Source organism: Mycoplasmopsis caviae (genome assembly GCF_024498215.1).
Classification (GTDB): domain Bacteria; phylum Bacillota_I; class Bacilli_A; order Mycoplasmatales; family Metamycoplasmataceae; genus Mycoplasmopsis; species Mycoplasmopsis caviae.
The window spans coordinates 797,027-813,443 of sequence record NZ_CP101806.1 but is presented as its reverse complement, the minus strand read 5'-3'; the positions used below and the strand labels follow the sequence as shown (position 1 = coordinate 813,443).

Below are 16,417 nucleotides of genomic sequence, written 5' to 3'. Positions count from 1 at the left end.
TCCAATTTTTAAGGTTGTAAAAATTATAGCCAAAACACATAAAAGTTTGGCTATTTTTTAACTAAAACAGCAAAAAATGTGTTATTTTTTGTTTTTGTGTGTACAACATTAAGGTTTACCGCATTTTTAAATGTTAAATTACATTTTTTAAAATTTTGCATATTAAAACATACAACATCATTAAGAAGTTGCTTTTAATTAATTCATTTTGTCTTCAATCCTAAAGTTTTTTCATAACTTTTGGGGATTGACATCATTTGTTAATTTCTTTTAAATATTCTTCAATCAACAAATAAATTGTTGATTGAAATAAAAAATAACTTATTTAATAAGTATTGAGCCGTTGGCTCTTATTAAGACCTGTCGGTCTTAAGAAGCAAAACTTCTTTTGTCTTGCTAAGACAGGCTTTCTTCTTTTTAAAAAAGAAGAAACAAGAAAAACTTACTTAAATGATTTGTAATTAGCGTCAATAAATTCCTTCATTTCTTTTGTAATATCATTTAACTTTTCAAGATTTTCACTTAATAGTTTTTTAATAAATTCAATGTCTTTATTGTTTGGGTTTGCAGAATTCTTAAATATATTTTCAAGTTTTTCAAATGTACTGGATGTTCATGTTCTATTATGAAGCATGGTTTTAATTGTAGCTCTTACACCTTGATGTTGTGGATCAAGATTTTTGATATTGCATATACATCGATTGCACTCAATTCGTTTCCTTTCGGTACTCTGGCTTCATATTTTCTTTTCCCTCAACAAAGAATAATTTATTTTCAGGAGTTACCATAAGCTTTGCCTCTCCACTTTCAAACATAGAAACCCTAGCGCCATTATTATCAAATGGAGCAAGATATTTGTTGTCATATCTCACAGTATGATTAACTATTTTTCTTTTAATTACAAGATTCATCTCTTCTTCAAAAATTTCAGTATTTGGCTTTCTAAAAACATTTGATTTTTACTTACTGCTTCGGCCTTTTTAAATTGTTTGTTGTATTCATCAATTAAAAGTTCAATTTTTCCCAAAAGTCTTCAAAACAGTTGATTCCGTTTGTATGAAAGAATGTTCCTATTCATCTTTGCAATGTTCAAAATGATCTTTCAACATTTGGTTTTGCCTTTGGATTGCTCGCTTGTTATAAGTTCAATTCCTCTTGCATTTAGTGCTTCTTCCATATTTGTTCTTGTACTATCTGAACCTCAAAAGTTCTTCTTCTATCCGTTATTATTACTTGTGGAATGCCATACCTTTTAAATAATTGTGTTAGAAGATTTTGATATCCAATTGTTGTTTCCTCAATGTCAATTCAGATTGCTAACAAACTTTTTGTTGCTGCATCAACAAGCATTATAAATATGGTACTTCTTACTTTCTCCAAAAAGATGAAGTGGTGTTGCATCAATTTCAATAATTTGCCCAAAATCATAGTCAGAACTTTTATTTTGGTAAACACCTTTTAATGGATTTTTATTTAGAATTTTTTCATAAATTTTAATAAACTGTGCCTCGATTTTAGAAATATCTTGACCGTTTTCTAAAAACATTCTTCTTCTCTTAACTCATTTTTTACTTTTCTCGTTGCATATGAACTGCAATAACCAAGTCTAAGCATTCTTTTATAAAAGGTAGTGAAAGGCAACAATTTTTTTCATCATTAGTAAGTCTCATTATTGTAAAAATGCAACAAGGCTACACTAAGATCACCTTTTGATATTTTCTCAATATGTTCCACTAATTCATAATATCTATTAGTTAAATCAATAATAACTGAATCACTTACTTTCACACCCCTAAGTTTATTTTTATTACCATGTGATATACTGATTGCATCTTGGTTATTTGTAGATGCAATCAATATTTGATTTCTATATCTTTTAATTGTTTTTGTTGATGTTCTACAACCTAATTTTCCTAATATTTTTGATATTTCGGCATTTGGTCTATTTCAATATTGTTGAATTTTTTAAATCTAAAATTTTTTTATCTTCATAATCAGTTGTTTTACCTGTATCAACTGCTTGAAATCTGGTTTTAATTACAAGATTTTCCATAATTTAAATTCTCCTTTTTAAAATAATAATTGAAACCTAAAAATGGACAAAATAAAAGATAAAAACAGGGTGGACAAAATAAAATAAAACCATTAAACTTTTAAAAATACATTAGTATATTAATTAAAATATGTATTATAATATAGCAGAGTATTTTAAGGATAATAATACTCCTTGGTCGATTGAGACCCTGAAGTCCAGAAGGAGAAAAAAATGCATAAATATGAAATTATGATGATACTTGATCCTAAAAGTGATGCATCAAAAAGCATTAGTTTAGTTGAAAGTATCTTCAAAAAATCAAATATTAAAAAAGCTGAAAAGCTTGAAAGAACTGACTTAGCATACCCTATTAATGGTTCATTAAAGGCACAATACTTGCTTTTTGAACTTGAAGCTGAAAGTAATTTAATTGCTGAATTAACTCGTCGTGTTAATATTTCAAAAGAAATTTGAAGACATTTAGTAATTAACTTAGATACAGAAAAAGGTTATGGCAAAGTTAAAAAAGAAAGCCGCAGAGCTAAATTTGAAGAAAAAAGAGAATTCAAAAAAGTTGTAAAAAATGATGAAACTAAAAAAGTAGCAGTTAAAAAAGAATCGCAAGAAAAAGAAGTTAAGCCACGTCAAAGTAAAGCTAAAAAAGCAGAATAGTTATTAACTTCTCATTAAGGAGAAATTATGAATAAAGTATTGCTTGTAGGTCGTATTTCTAATGAAATAAGAATGTATAGAACAAACAGCGGAATTGCCTATGCTAGAACTTCTGTTGCAGTAAATCGTCGTTCATCAAATGATAAAATCACTGATTTTGTTCCTATTGTCGCATGAAGAAATTCAGCAGAATTTCTAAATAATTTTGCAACAAAAGGTGCACTTGTTTCAATAGAAGGTTCATTTACTTCATCACAATATGAAGGACAAAATGGAACAGTTTGATCATATGAAGTTACTGTTGAAAATATTTCTTTACTTGAACCACGTTCTGTTAGAGAACAAAGATTAGGTAGAAGTGGTGAATTTACATCAGGAAGTAATTCATATAATAATCAAACTAAAAAACAAAATACAACCGCAAAGTCAACAACACCTAAGGCCAACATTAAACAAGAGGAACAACCAGCTAATCAATTTGGTGGCTTCTTAATTGATGGCGATGATGATGAAGAGGAAAATTATCATACATTTTCAATTGATGTTGATGAAACTAAATAAGGAGAATCATGGCATTAAAAAACAAAAAGAAAACAAACTTTAGACGTCGTAGATGTGAAACTTGCGATTTAAAATTAACTTACATCGATTACAAAAACACTGAATTCTTAAGTAAATTTGTTACAACAACAGGACAAATCAAACCTCGTTCAGCAACAGGTGCTTGTGCAAAGGACCAAAGAAAAATTGCTGGAGCAATCAAAAGAGCTCGTTTTGTGGCACTTATGCCTTTTTCAAAAGAACGTGTTCGTTTAGTTAAATAATTAGTAATTTTAAAGTCACCTTTGAGGTGATTTTTATTTTAGTAATATAATTAAACCACTATGAATTTTGAAAAAATTTTTATTTGTACAACTGACACAGTCACAGGAATAGGTGGACCAGTATGCCAAGAAACATTAGATGCACTTTATTTTCTAAAGAAGCGCCCAAAAAATAAAAAAGTAATGATTTTAGTTTCTTCAATTCAACAGGCACAAAAATTTAGCCAATGAAGCGATGAGGCTAATAATTTAGCTCTTAAATATTGACCTGGTGCTTATTCAATAATTAGTAATAACCAAGGTTTTAGAATGCCAGATAATAAGGAACTGCTTGAATTTTTAGAAAAAAATGGTCCTATGTATGTAACGAGTGCAAACATTTCAGGCCATGAACCCATTGATATTAATCAAGCAAGTAAAGTTTTTCCACAAGTCAAAAACATTTATAATTTTGGTCAAGGAAGCAAGCAAGCAAGTAGAATTATTGATGCTCAAAGCAACCAATGATTGCGTTAAAAAAACTGCACTTATGCAGTTAATTAAATTCTTAGCCCTAAATCATTCGAAAGAGCTTGATAACTATCTTTATCATTTAAATTAAGTAAGTTAAGAGCCATCTTTTGCTTAACTAAAATATCAGCAGCGTTTTCTCTACTTAGTTTTACTGGACCGCTAAAGGCTGTTTCTTCTTTAACAATTTCATAAAACTTGTCAATTTCTTCATCACTAATTTTATTTTTCATTAATGATGAAAGTGTGTATTCAATAATTGAGTTGATTAGTGAGTTTCTTACATTAGTTTTTGCTATATCAATAATTTCATAACCATCTTTTTGTTTGTTTGCAATAGCATTTCTAATTTCTTGAGCTCTTTGAGGTGGGAAGGTAGCTAATTTATCATCAATAAAGTTTTGAACTTGTGTATCAATTAAAATTGGAGCCAAATCAAAGCCATATTTTTCACTTAATGTTATGAAAACTTTCTTTAAGAAATTTAGAAGATAACCTGATGCCATTTCTTTTTTAAAATTAGCTGATAATTGTTTATATAAATCGTCAAGGCTATTTATACCTGCAACCTTAATTTCCTTAATATTATCATTTGTTAATTGAGTTTTAAATGGTCTAAAGATTTTATTTACAGTTATCTTAATTGTTTCTTTTTCAGGTGATTCAAAAGTAAAGACATCATTTAGTTTATGATTAACTAATTCATTGCTAAGTGAAGCAGGCAAGAAGTCAGTTGCAACTTTTGTATCTAAATCTTTTTTAGAATAAAGCACTTGATTATCTTTTGTTACTTCAATATCATATCTTACATAGTCATTATCTTTGATTGGTTCATCAACTTCTTTGAGTAGTGGGTATTCTGCAATAAACTTTTTATATACTTCATCAACTGCAACTTTTGTTACTGGTTCATATTTTGAATCAGGTTTAATGTTAACATCGAATTTATCAAGTTCAGCTTTTGGATAAACAACAAAAGTTATTGTCGCTTTTGCTTTTTCCTTGTCAATTTCTTCCACAACAACAATTGGTGAAAAAATTAATGCTTTTGGATATTTTGCTGTTATTTCGTCACCCATTTGCTTAATTGCAATGTTCATATCTTTTTTAAAAGCTTCATGAATTAATTGGTCTGGTGAAATTTTTTTACCCTCTTTAATACTATCCATTAAGAAATTATTTTGAATTTGTTTTCAGTTTTGGTCCTTATATTCCACATTTTTTGATTCTAAAACATATTTAATCATTGTTCCTCTTTAATCTTGAACTCTAATAGTTCATTATTTTCTCATATTCATCAAGTGTACCGTGATATATAAAACTTTTATCAGGTGCAATTTCAACAATAACATTGGCCACTTGGTTAACTAATGCTCTGTTGTAGGTAGTAACAATAACGCCACCTTTATATGATTTAAGACCTGAAATAACACTATCAATACTTTCAGCATCAAGGTGGTCGAGTGGTTGGTCTAGTATTAAAAAGTTTGCTTCAAGTAGCATCATTCTCGAGAACATTAGTCGAGCTTTTTCTCCACCAGATGTTACCTTAACATTTTTAAAGACTGAATCATTTGAGAATAGCATTCTACCTAAAAAACCTCTCATTCTTTGATCACTAACATCTTTTGTTTCTTCGGTTGAATTATATGGTGGTCATTTCGCAATTCAATCAAGGATTGTGATATCATCTTTAAAGTATTCTTTATTATCGTTTGGATAATATGTGTGTTTTATTGTTTGACCCCATTTTATAGTGCCATTTGTCGGCTTAACTTTTCCAATTAGGCACTCTAAAAATTTAGTTTTAGCAATGTCATCATCGCCAATTAAAACCATTTTTTCACCACGAGCTAATGTGAATGAAACATTTTGAAATAGTGTATTGCCTTTCTCGTCAACATAAGTTAGGTTTTCAACATTTAAGATATCTTTTCCAGGTTCTCTATTGATATCTCAACTTATGTATGGATACTTGCGATTAGAAGGTTTAATTTCATCAAGTGTTATTTTTTCAAGTGATTTTTTTCTACTTGTAGCTTGTCTACTTTTTGATGCGTTAGCACTAAAGCGAGCGATAAATGTTTTAAGTTTTTCGATTTGAACTTCTTTTTTAGCATTTGATTGTTTCATTAATTCCCTTGCAAGTTCACTACTTTCTTTTCAAAATGTATAGTTTCCTGTGTAAATTTTGGCTTCATTATAGTCAATATCAACAATATGAGTACATATGTTGTCAAGGAAATCACTATCATGGCTAACAACAATGACAACATTTTGATAGTCAGCTAAAAAGTTTTCAAGCCACTTTATTGAACGCAAATCAAGGTGGTTAGTAGGTTCGTCCATTATTAAAATATCAGGGTTACCAAAAAGTGCTTTTGCTAGAAGAACTTTAATTTTTTGATTAGCAGTCAACTCTGACATTCTTGAGTCTCATTTGTTTTTAGGAATTTGAAGCCCTGAAAGTAATTCTTGTGCATCATTTTCAGCAGTTCAACCGCCTAATTCACCAAATTTTTCTTCAAGTTCACCTGCTCTTGTGTAATCATCCATTGTTGCTTCAGGATTTGAATAAATTGCATCCTTTTCTTGTTTAATTTTGTATAAGTCAGTATTACCCATAACAACAACATCTGTAACATTCATGTCATCATATGCGTTGTGATCTTGACTAAGCACACTAAGTCTACGACCTTTTTCTACAATAATTTGTCCACCACTTTGCTCAATTTCACCTGCTAAAATTTTTAAAAATGTACTCTTACCTGCCCCATTAGCACCAATTATCCCATAAGTATTTCCAGTAGTAAATTTTAAATTGACATTTTCAAACAATTTTTTGTCACTAAAAATTTTGCTCAAATTATTAACTTCAATCATTTTTCCTCCTAAATAATTAATTTAAAAAAAGCTATAAACTATACAGCTATAGCTGCATCCCTTGCAATTATCATAAATAATTGAGGCACATTTAGTTGTAAAAGTTTTAAAGCAATTTTTATATCTATTAAATCATCTTTAACTGTGTTAACATTTTTGTTTTCTTTTTTGTTGAAATAGCTATTTTGGAATAAAACAATGCTACTTTGATTTAATTCCTGGGTTATTTCCATATTATGAACTTTAATTTTTTCCAATATGTAAATAGCCTTTTTTGCTAGACCCTCAATTATTTCTCTTTTAGCGCTTCTAACTGCATTTTCAATTATTTGAATTCCATATTCATCTTTTTGAATTATGCTATTTTGTATTGCTTCACGATTTTCAGGTCGAACTTTTTCTAGATAATTAGATGTATAATTAGCAATTTTGCTATTGATGTATTCATCAGGGAAAATAATATTATTATTGTTTTCTAATTCACTAATAAAAAAGTCAAAATATCTCATTGCTTCTTTTATTGCATTGTCTTTTTTAATCATTGATGAAAAAAATGTTTTAAGAGTCATCAAATTTATAACATATGGAATTTTCAAAAATTGAACATTTTGATTAGTAATAGGCATTGGAATTGTTCTTATAATTTCTACTATTTGAACTTCTCACCTACGATTTAGTGGATCGTTAAAAGTGAAAAATTCACCAAATCTGTGATTTAAAACTATATTATTGATTGTAAAATTATTTGTTCTATTTGCAATAACATTAAAATTGTTATCTTCTTTAACCAACGCATTGTTTTGGAATATTTTTATGTTTAATTTAACAGCATCATTTTGTTTGACAAAATCATAAGCAGGATTTTTAAAAGTAAAGTTTTTAATGGTGCTTTCAAAAATTGCATTAACTGATATATCATCAAAATAACTATAAACATAGTTTATATCTGTGATATTTTTATAATTAAGTTTTTTAATTTCTTCAAAAGGATAATAGGTAATTATTATTTCGCCACTAATAACGCTATTTGAGAAAATATCTTTTCTGATTGCAAAATCTGGAACATAAGCAAAAGGGTCATCTTTTAAAATTAAATTTCTAGCATTTTTAAAAATTTTTTCACATTCATAATCAAAAGACTTATGTAAAAGTGAAACTGCATCAATTTTGCTTGTATCAATTTTTAAATCACTAATAGCTGAATTGATCATTTTATCAATTTCAGCCTTATTCATTTTGATATCTTCTCTTTTTAATAAATAATTAATCATTTGTTCTCCAATAAATAAAATAAACACTAAATATATACTTATAATATTTTAAACTATATATTTAAAATTAATATTAAATATTAATAATAAAAAATATTTTATGATTAATTTTTACTAAAAAGCCTGTTTTATAGCACTTTTAGCATTTATTATATTTTCGGTTTTTGTTGAAAAAATAGCTTGTATATGAATTTTTGAGCTAAAAAAATTTTGAAAAAAATATTTTGCTTTTTTATTTGATAAAAAACTTTTTACTATATAATAATAAAGCATAACCTAAGAAATGCCGATTTAGCTCAGCGGTAGAGCAGCTGGCTGTTAACCAGTTGGTCACAAGTTCAATCCTTGTAATCGGCGCCATATGGTCTGTTGGTGAAGCGGTTAACACACATGGTTTTCATCCATGCACGCACGGGTTCGATTCCCGTACAGACTACCATTTTGGAGAATTAGCTCAGTTGGGAGAGCATCGCCCTTACAAGGCGGAGGTCATGGGTTCGAGCCCCTTATTCTCCACCATGCCGTCTTAGCTCAGTTGGTAGAGCAACTGACTTGTAATCAGTAGGTCGTAGGTTCGAGTCCTATAGACGGCACCATATATGCTTTGCTATAGTTAGAAAAGTTTTCTTTTTTTATTTAAGAAACTTTTTAAAGGTGCAATTCCTAATAAAAGCTTAAAGTGCGCGAGTGGTGAAATTGGCAGACACGCTAGATTTAGGCTCTAGTGCTTAACGGCATGAGGGTTCAAGTCCCTCCCCGCGCACCAAATGCCACGGCACATAAGGATATCGGTATTGTTGAGCTGATATCTTTTTATTTTTCTTAACATTTCACTAATATATTCTTTAATTGAAGTACTCATTTGACTATTATTAGCAGCAATTCAACTATATCTCATTTCATTACTTGGCATTATTGCTCATTTAATACAAGAGTTATCATCACATAAGATATCAATTGTTATGTTTTTTTCAAAATAGTCGATTTGCATTATTTTAAACTTATATTTTCAAGCAACCGATTCAAATATTGCGAAATTTAATTTACTTTTTCTCATAATTTTCCCTTAATATTCCTTTGCTAAACTAACTATAAAAAATACAAAATTGGAAAAATATGGTAATTTCGGTTCTTTTTTCACATATTTTTCCAATTTTGTATGTTTTTTGTTTCAAAGTAAAAAGGTTATTTCGAAAGGAGATAAAAATGGTTTTATATAGAATTGGTGAAATAGTTTATAAAAACAATCAAAACTTAATTTTTGAAAGTCAAGGGGTTGGTTATTCAATAATCTTTCCAGATCATGCTAGAGTAGAAGCAAAACAAAAACACAAATTGTATTTATATGAAATAAAGAATGACTATACATGATCATTATATGGATTTAAAGATTTCAAGGAGAGATTACTATTTGTGGACTTAATTAATTTAAATGGTATTGGCCCAAGAGTTGCTTTTAATATTCTTAATCAAGGCTGAGAAAAAATAGCATCATTAATTGCTCTTGGTAAAGTAGACCACTTAATTGAAATACCTTATATTAATCCACGAATTGCACGTTTAGTAATTAGTGAACTGCAAGACAAGTGAGCTAAGATGACTAATAATATTGATGCTCAAAAACAAGTTAAGAATTCAAATTTATTAGGCGAAGCAAAAGAAACACTAAAGATGCTTGGTTTTAAAGCAGCTCAAATTGATTCAGCATTAACCAAAGTTGACTTAAACCAAGACGTTGAGTCAATGATTGAAGAAGCAATTAAGTTTATTTCACAAAGTGGTGCACATAATGAACAACTTAGTGCTTAGACCAGCAAATTTTCTTGAATTTGTTGGCCAAGAAAAATTAACATATACATTAAAAACAATGATTGAGGGTTCAAGACACCGAAAAGAACCACTTGATCATATTCTTTTTTACGGGCCACCAGGAACTGGTAAGACATCGCTGGCTACTATTTTAGCTAATGAGTTAGGGGCTAAAATTCATTATCTGCAAGGTGCTCTTTTAGAAAAGAAAAGTGATATATTAACTGTCTTTGCAAATGTAAAAGAAAATGATATTGTCTTTATTGATGAAATCCATAGTATGAATAAAAACGTAGAGGAGATTATTTATAATGCTATGGAAGATTACAAAATTGACATCATTATTGGGCCAGAAGGTAATAGTAAGGTTATGAGAATGAATCTTAAACCTTTTACATTAATTGGTGCCACAACAAAAATTAATTTACTAACTCAACCATTAAAGGATCGATTTGGATTTATTGCAAGATTAAGTCAATATAATGAAGAAGATCTAGAAAAAATATTACAAAATAGCGAAAATGTTTTGAATATTAAAAGTGAAAATGGTGTTATACCACTTGTGGCAAAATATTCAAAGGGAACACCAAGAGTAGCCAATCATTTACTAAAGCGAATTTTAGACTTTTCTATTCAAAATAAAGAGGATAGAATTTCCAAAAAGACGGCTTATTCAACATTTAAACACTTAGAACTCTATGACTTAGGATTAGGTCGCGAACACATCGAATACTTAAGAGTTCTAAATGAAACATTTGAAAATAAGTTTGCAGCAATTGACTCAATTGCTGGTGTTCTAAACATTAGTAAAGAAATCTTAATCTATGAACTTGAACCCCTTTTGTTATATCTAAAGTTAGTAACTAAAGGTCCAAGAGGTCGAAAAATAACCACAAAAGGGGTTGATTATCTATTAAAAAACAAACTTGAGATAATTTAGAAGAAAAAAGTGTCAATTATTACTTAAAAATACTAATTAAATATTATATTTAATATATAATAGAAAATTATGTGATATAAACTTAAATCTATATTTGGAAAAATTTTCAGTTGAAGCAACTGAAAAAGATGAGTTATTTTAAGTATTACATTAATTTCCACAATCATTGCCATTGTTTGTGGAAGCCTTTTTTATGTTTCTAAAAAACCTAATTTATCAATTGAATATGGTGGTGGTGTTGAAGTTTTAGTTCAAGCTAAGCGTGAAGGTAAATTAGTTGATGATAAATATGCAAAAAATATTGCTAATATTATGGATGATCGTTTAACTGGTGGTATTGCATTCAATGGTACAACAGTTAGCGTTGAGGGTGATGGTATTTTGAAAATTACTCAAAATGGTCAGCTTAGTCCAAAAGAGAAAGAAGAATTAGAAAAAATTGTTTCACTTAAACCATCATTAATTTTGACGGATGGAAATATGGTGCCTTTGTTCATTAATGGCAAATTTAATGAAAAAGCTGAAAAAATTGATTACAACAAAATTAGTGACTATATTCCACCATTGAAAGAAAACGGTGCATCATTAAGATTTGGTTTTAATAATGCATATGCAATTGATGTTCATTTAAGAAACAATGATGCAGCTAATGAGTGATATAAAGCTACATCTTTTGTGGCTGATAAGACCAAAAGTACACAGTCAATAATGATGTGACTTAACCTTGATGCGTTAGTTAAATTTGCTAAATCTAGTGAATATGCAGCCGATTGAAAAGAATCGGGTGAAAATCCATACAACTTTGTACACATTGGAAATAAGGCAAAGGATTCTAAAAACAAAAAAAATGCACTAAAAGTACATGAGTTCAAAGCAGCAAACTATCTAATTAGTGAGGCTGGGTTGAATGGACCACTTACTGGTACACACTTTTCAATCTCTGGTGGATTTACAGAAGAAAGAGCCAAAAAAATTGTTGCAAATATTAACTTTGGTTCTGCAAACTATAGTCTAAAACAATTATCATCAAACTACATTGAACCTAAAAAGACATCCAACTCATTTAGAAGCGCACTACTAGCAGGGGCTGTTGTATTTAGTATTATTGCAGTCTTTATGATTGTAAATTATGGTTTATTAGGTGCATTAAGTACAATTTCTATTGCATTATATATGTTTTTAACATTGCTATTGTTTACAGTGTTGCGTGGAGAGTATTCTCCTGTAACAATTGCTGCTCTAATTATTGGTATTGGAATAAGTGTTGATTCAAATATTATTACATTTGAAAGGCTTAAAAACGAAGTTTATTCTGGCGACCGGTTGCAAAAAGCATTAAAAAATGCAAACAGAAGAACACTGAGTTCAATTTTAGATGCAAATATTCTTACATTGTTGATTTCATTTGTTATTTTTTTCTTTGGAACTTCAACAGTAAAAGGCTTTAGTATTTCGCTTGTTTTTTCAGTTGTATTCACATTAATAGTTATGCTTATTTTTACAAGAGGATTAAGTTCATTGCTTGTAAATACCGGTGTTTTTGATAACAGACTTTGACTTCTTGGTATTAAACAGAAGAAGATTCTAGCTCCACAAAAAGAAAATAAATTGACAAGATTTAGTTTTGTTAAAAATGCAAAATGATTTGTTATTAGTTCGCTAATATTCTTAGTCATTGGAATAATCATATTTACAATATTTGCAATAATTAACAAAAATTTCTGAGCTGGTTTTAATAGATCACTTGAATTTGGTAGTGGCGCAAGAATTTCAATCGAGAGTTTAGAAAGTGCTTATACGCAAGATGAAATTTTCCAATTACAAAATAAATTTCAAAACAGTTTAGTTAACTGAGGTGTTGATCCAAGTAAAATTACATATCATATTGTTGCGATTGATAAAGGAAGCAACTGAAAATTGCAAATTGAAACAACACAAGATTTAACAGGTTTCTTGGATAAAATTGAAAAGGACGTCCTTAGCTTTAGAATTGACAATAACCCAGGAAACGAACCTAGATTTATAGCATATGCTATTTCAACGTCAAGAGCTTTTGATTTACTTAAAAACTCAATGATTGCTATCGCAGTTGCTTTTCTAATTGTTATTGCTTATACATTTATAAGATTTAAATGAACTTATTCAATTGCTGCTGTTATTGGATTAGTGCATGATTTATTTATGGCAGTATCATTTATTGCTATAACCAGATTGCAACTTTCTCCAATTATGATTGCTGCCTTGTTGTCAATTACGGCATTTTCTGCCAATGATACTATTATTGTTTTTGAAAGAATTAAGGAAACAATTAATACTAAATACCATGGCGTTTTCTTATCAAAGGAATTAATTAAGGAAATTGCAAACAACGCAATTAAAGATACATTTAAACGTAGTCTATATACAACACTAACAACAGTTATATCAATTCTTGTATTGTTGATGTTTGGAAACGCAACTGATTTATCATTTAATATTGTTATGATTTTTGGTCTTATTGTTGGTTCATATAGTTCTATATTTATTTGTACATGAATTTGAATCAAACTTGAAACAAGAAGACAACTTGGAATTAAAAAACGTTCAGAAAGCAATTATTGAAAATTGCCTGGTTCAGAAGAACAATTATTCCAAGGAATTAACGATTTTTCTGCTTAATAATTAACAGGTTTTTACCTGTTTTTTATTGCCCGCATATTAGTAAAAAATGCTTTAAGTTCTATAATTTTTTTATAAAATTATATGGCACACCAATAAGGAGAATAATGTTTTATCTTTTAAGAAAACCAAAAGGAATTTCATCTTTTAGCTGCATAAGAAATTTTGCTAAAAAGATGAATATTAAGAAGATTGGACATAGCGGAACTCTTGATCCACTAGCCTCTGGCTTATTACTTTGTGCAAGTGATGAAGATACTAAATTAATATCATATATTAGTCATAAATCAAAAACTTATATCGCTAAAATTAAATTTGGTCAGCAAACAAGCACATATGATGCCGAGGGAGAAATCACAAACTCTTCACAGGTTAAAATAACAAGCGATGATTTAGAAAAAATTAATAATTGATTTTTGGAGCAAAATTGCCAAATTCCGCCAATTTATAGTGCTAAAAAGATAAACGGCACACGTAGTTATCAACTTGCAAGAGATGGAAAAAATGTTAAATTAGATAACCAAAATATCAAAATTTATTCATCTAAAATTCTTAATTTTGACTATCAAAAACAAGAACTAATTGTAGAATTAGAAGTTTCTTATGGCACATACATTCGCTCATTATCAAACGATGTTGGAATAGCTTTTAATACTTACTCATATATGAGTGATCTTGAAAGAATTAAAATAGGCGACTTAAGTATTTCTAATAAAACAGTAGAATATTGCGAAGTTGACAAAAGTAACCTTTTTGATATTAAATTTTATTGTGCTACTGAGCAAGAAATTTTAGATCTTAAAGTTGGTAGAATTATTGAAAGCAAAAAAGTTTTAGAAGATGGAAAATATTTATTGGTTAATAAACAAAAAGAAAATAGTTTAATACTTGGAATTCTTGAGTCAAAAGATAGCAAACTAAAAGTTATTAAATTGTTTGGAAATCGATTATAAGGAGTAATTATGAAAAAAGAAGAACTAAAGAAAAATATTAAATTAGCTGCTTTTGACATCGATGGTACTATTTTGCCATATGCCCAACCTGAGTTTAGTAACAATATTGAATTAATGTTCAAGAAACTTGAAGAATCTAACATTAAATCAGCACTTGCCACAGCAAGAGAATTTGTTACTATTGGTAATTTAATGAATAAAGCTTCAAACCTTGATTACTTCATTGGTGCAAATGGTGCTTTTGTTTACGATTGCAAGCACAAAGATATAATTTTTGAAAAAACAATTAAATTTGAAGATTTTAAAATCCTATATGAGTTTTTTAACAAATATATAACTTGTGAAGGTTTTACAATTATGGATCGAAATTATGGTTGATATTCGCCAAAAATGAATATCGACACTTGATTTTTAAGACCACATCAAGCCAAAATGAAACCAGTTGACTACAATTTAATGGAAAAAGATCACTTGCACGTCATTACAATAACAGCAAAAGATATTCAAAGAACAAATGATTGTGTTAAAAAAGCAAAAGAACTAATTGCAAAACATAATATGGATTTAGAGGTTAATTCTCAATGAGCAACAGGAGTTTTTGTAAGCCCAAAAGGAATTACAAAATCTCATAGTCTTGATTGACTTGCTAAATATTTAGGCTTTGATTCAAAGAAAAATCTAATTGCATTTGGTGATAGTTCAAATGACTACGAAATGATTAGAGATGCTGCATATGGTGTAACTATGGAAAAAGCAAGTGAATATCTCAAAGCAGTTGCTAATGATATAGCACTTGATCCAACATCTGATGGTGCTTATTACAAACTTAAGGAATTAGAACTAATTAAATAGATTTAATTTATAATTAACTTATGTCCTTAAAAGTTTATTCATTTGATAATATAAACAAATTCAAAAGACCTATTTTCATAATAGGTTCTTTTGAATCCTTTCATTTAGGTCATTATCAACTTTTAAAAAAAGCCAGAGAAATTGCAAAGCAAGATGAGCATGAAAGAGATATAGTATTAGTTTATTTTAGTGATATTGAAAACTTAAACAAATCAAATTATTTAATTTTTTCTGATGAAAAAAATCGCTTGCAGGAGTTTGCAAATTTAAAAATTAATTTTGCTATAAGCCTGTTTTATAGTGATATTAGTCACATGAGCCCTAAAGATTTTATTGACAAATTAATCAAAGATCAAGATGACTATTTACTAATAATAGGTGAGGAATTTAAGTTTGGTTTTAAGCGTCAAGGAGATGTTAAATTCTTAATTGATAATTATGGTGCAGACAAAGTTTTGGGTCAAAAGATTATCAAACTTAAAAATAATCAAAAGATATCTACTACTTATCTTAAAGAACTTATTGAATTTGGGGATATTGATTTACTTAACACAATCAATATGTATCCTTATAGTTTTAGTGCTTCATTTTCTACATATGAGTCTAAGATTGAAGTAAAAAAACATAATCTACTAATACCACTAAGACAAGGAATTTATGCTACTCTTGTTGAGATAAATAATTACAATTATTATGCTCTTTTACAGGTTAATTTTGATACTAAATACTACGTTGAATTTATAGATTTTAAAATTAAGGAAAATATGGAATTTGATGCTAGATTTAAGGTTGTAAAAGCAATAAGATTCTTTAGAAACAAAGAGTTAGAAACAATAAATGATTTTGATAAAATAAGTGCTAAAAGCACGTTTTTAGAACTCAAAAACAATTAAAAAATCAAGTTTCGCATAATTTTATAGATTTTTCAAGCATTGATTTTGTTGATTTCTATAAATGTTTGTTTTTTTAATTTTATCATTTATAATTGTAAATATTTATTAAAGGAGAAC

18 protein-coding genes and 5 tRNA genes are annotated in these 16,417 nt (G+C 28.6%); 15 read left to right on the top strand and 8 right to left on the bottom strand.

Going from position 1 to position 16,417, the window contains the following annotated elements:
- Window positions 1-442: 442 nt before the first annotated feature.
- From NPA07_RS04115 to NPA07_RS04095, 5 genes are all read right to left on the bottom strand, one after another.
- Window positions 443-634, bottom strand: coding sequence for a hypothetical protein (locus NPA07_RS04115; protein ID WP_256553072.1), 192 nt, complete (start codon window positions 632-634; stop codon window positions 443-445).
- A gap of 4 nt (window positions 635-638) precedes the next feature.
- Window positions 639-911, bottom strand: a complete 273-nt coding sequence (locus NPA07_RS04110; protein ID WP_256553154.1) for a hypothetical protein — start codon at window positions 909-911, stop codon at window positions 639-641.
- Window positions 899-1,177: a hypothetical protein gene (locus NPA07_RS04105; RefSeq protein WP_256553153.1), complete on the bottom strand. Its 279-nt coding sequence runs from the start codon at window positions 1,175-1,177 to the stop codon at window positions 899-901. The genes NPA07_RS04110 and NPA07_RS04105 overlap by 13 nt, the downstream gene beginning before the upstream one ends.
- A 75-nt stretch (window positions 1,178-1,252) precedes the next feature.
- The gene (locus tag NPA07_RS04100; RefSeq protein WP_256553152.1) at window positions 1,253-1,597 is read right to left on the bottom strand and encodes a hypothetical protein; all 345 of its coding nucleotides are present in this window, start codon (window positions 1,595-1,597) and stop codon (window positions 1,253-1,255) included.
- A 59-nt stretch (window positions 1,598-1,656) separates the two neighbouring features.
- The gene (locus tag NPA07_RS04095) at window positions 1,657-1,857 is read right to left on the bottom strand and encodes a hypothetical protein (RefSeq protein WP_256553151.1); all 201 of its coding nucleotides are present in this window, start codon (window positions 1,855-1,857) and stop codon (window positions 1,657-1,659) included.
- A 409-nt stretch (window positions 1,858-2,266) separates the two neighbouring features.
- On the opposite strand from NPA07_RS04095, the gene rpsF reads away from it, so the two are divergent.
- Genes rpsF through NPA07_RS04075 form a run of 4 tightly spaced genes read left to right on the top strand, consistent with a single transcriptional unit; the run spans window position 2,267 to window position 4,047 of the window.
- Entirely contained in the window at window positions 2,267-2,707 is a 441-nt protein-coding gene (gene rpsF / locus NPA07_RS04090) for a 30S ribosomal protein S6 (protein ID WP_126118422.1), read from the top strand.
- 27 nt (window positions 2,708-2,734) lie between these two features.
- Window positions 2,735-3,268, top strand: a complete 534-nt coding sequence (locus NPA07_RS04085) for a single-stranded DNA-binding protein (RefSeq protein ID WP_126118423.1) — start codon at window positions 2,735-2,737, stop codon at window positions 3,266-3,268.
- Between the two features lie 8 nt (window positions 3,269-3,276).
- Entirely contained in the window at window positions 3,277-3,531 is a 255-nt protein-coding gene (gene rpsR, locus NPA07_RS04080; protein WP_126118424.1) for a 30S ribosomal protein S18, read from the top strand.
- A gap of 60 nt (window positions 3,532-3,591) precedes the next feature.
- Entirely contained in the window at window positions 3,592-4,047 is a 456-nt protein-coding gene (locus NPA07_RS04075) for a Sua5/YciO/YrdC/YwlC family protein (RefSeq protein ID WP_126118425.1), read from the top strand.
- Window positions 4,048-4,070: 23 nt separating this feature from the next.
- Here NPA07_RS04075 and NPA07_RS04070 read toward each other — a convergent pair whose 3' ends face one another.
- The 3 genes from NPA07_RS04070 to NPA07_RS04060 are packed head-to-tail and all read right to left on the bottom strand — an operon-like array spanning window position 4,071 to window position 8,195.
- Window positions 4,071-5,288: a trigger factor-related chaperone gene (locus NPA07_RS04070; protein WP_126118426.1), complete on the bottom strand. Its 1,218-nt coding sequence runs from the start codon at window positions 5,286-5,288 to the stop codon at window positions 4,071-4,073.
- Between the two features lie 22 nt (window positions 5,289-5,310).
- Window positions 5,311-6,924, bottom strand: coding sequence for an ABC-F family ATP-binding cassette domain-containing protein (locus NPA07_RS04065; RefSeq protein ID WP_126118427.1), 1,614 nt, complete (start codon window positions 6,922-6,924; stop codon window positions 5,311-5,313).
- 38 nt (window positions 6,925-6,962) lie between these two features.
- A complete protein-coding gene (locus NPA07_RS04060; RefSeq protein ID WP_126118428.1) occupies window positions 6,963-8,195 on the bottom strand; it encodes a trigger factor-related chaperone in 1,233 nt (410 codons plus the stop codon).
- 285 nt (window positions 8,196-8,480) lie between these two features.
- Between NPA07_RS04060 and NPA07_RS04055 the strand changes: the two genes are divergently transcribed.
- From NPA07_RS04055 to NPA07_RS04005, 11 genes are all read left to right on the top strand, one after another.
- Window positions 8,481-8,555, top strand: a tRNA-Asn gene (locus NPA07_RS04055).
- A gap of 3 nt (window positions 8,556-8,558) precedes the next feature.
- Window positions 8,559-8,634 (top strand) — tRNA-Glu (locus NPA07_RS04050).
- Window positions 8,635-8,638: 4 nt separating this feature from the next.
- Window positions 8,639-8,714, top strand: a tRNA-Val gene (locus NPA07_RS04045).
- 1 nt (window position 8,715) lies between these two features.
- Window positions 8,716-8,791 (top strand) — tRNA-Thr (locus NPA07_RS04040).
- A gap of 85 nt (window positions 8,792-8,876) precedes the next feature.
- Window positions 8,877-8,961 (top strand) — tRNA-Leu (locus tag NPA07_RS04035).
- Between the two features lie 440 nt (window positions 8,962-9,401).
- Window positions 9,402-10,004, top strand: coding sequence for a Holliday junction branch migration protein RuvA (gene ruvA / locus NPA07_RS04030; RefSeq protein ID WP_126118429.1), 603 nt, complete (start codon window positions 9,402-9,404; stop codon window positions 10,002-10,004).
- On the top strand, window positions 9,985-10,944 hold the full coding sequence (ruvB, locus tag NPA07_RS04025; RefSeq protein ID WP_126118430.1) for a Holliday junction branch migration DNA helicase RuvB: 960 nt from the start codon (window positions 9,985-9,987) through the stop codon (window positions 10,942-10,944). The genes ruvA and ruvB overlap by 20 nt, the downstream gene beginning before the upstream one ends.
- Window positions 10,945-11,013: 69 nt before the next feature.
- Entirely contained in the window at window positions 11,014-13,602 is a 2,589-nt protein-coding gene (gene secDF / locus NPA07_RS04020; RefSeq protein WP_126118431.1) for a protein translocase subunit SecDF, read from the top strand.
- Window positions 13,603-13,709: 107 nt separating this feature from the next.
- Window positions 13,710-14,555, top strand: coding sequence for a tRNA pseudouridine(55) synthase TruB (gene truB / locus NPA07_RS04015; RefSeq protein WP_126118432.1), 846 nt, complete (start codon window positions 13,710-13,712; stop codon window positions 14,553-14,555).
- A 9-nt stretch (window positions 14,556-14,564) separates the two neighbouring features.
- The gene (locus tag NPA07_RS04010; RefSeq protein ID WP_126118433.1) at window positions 14,565-15,407 is read left to right on the top strand and encodes a YcsE-related riboflavin metabolism phosphatase; all 843 of its coding nucleotides are present in this window, start codon (window positions 14,565-14,567) and stop codon (window positions 15,405-15,407) included.
- A 20-nt stretch (window positions 15,408-15,427) separates the two neighbouring features.
- Window positions 15,428-16,300: an FAD synthase gene (locus NPA07_RS04005; protein WP_126118434.1), complete on the top strand. Its 873-nt coding sequence runs from the start codon at window positions 15,428-15,430 to the stop codon at window positions 16,298-16,300.
- The last annotated feature ends 117 nt before the right edge of the window (window positions 16,301-16,417 follow it).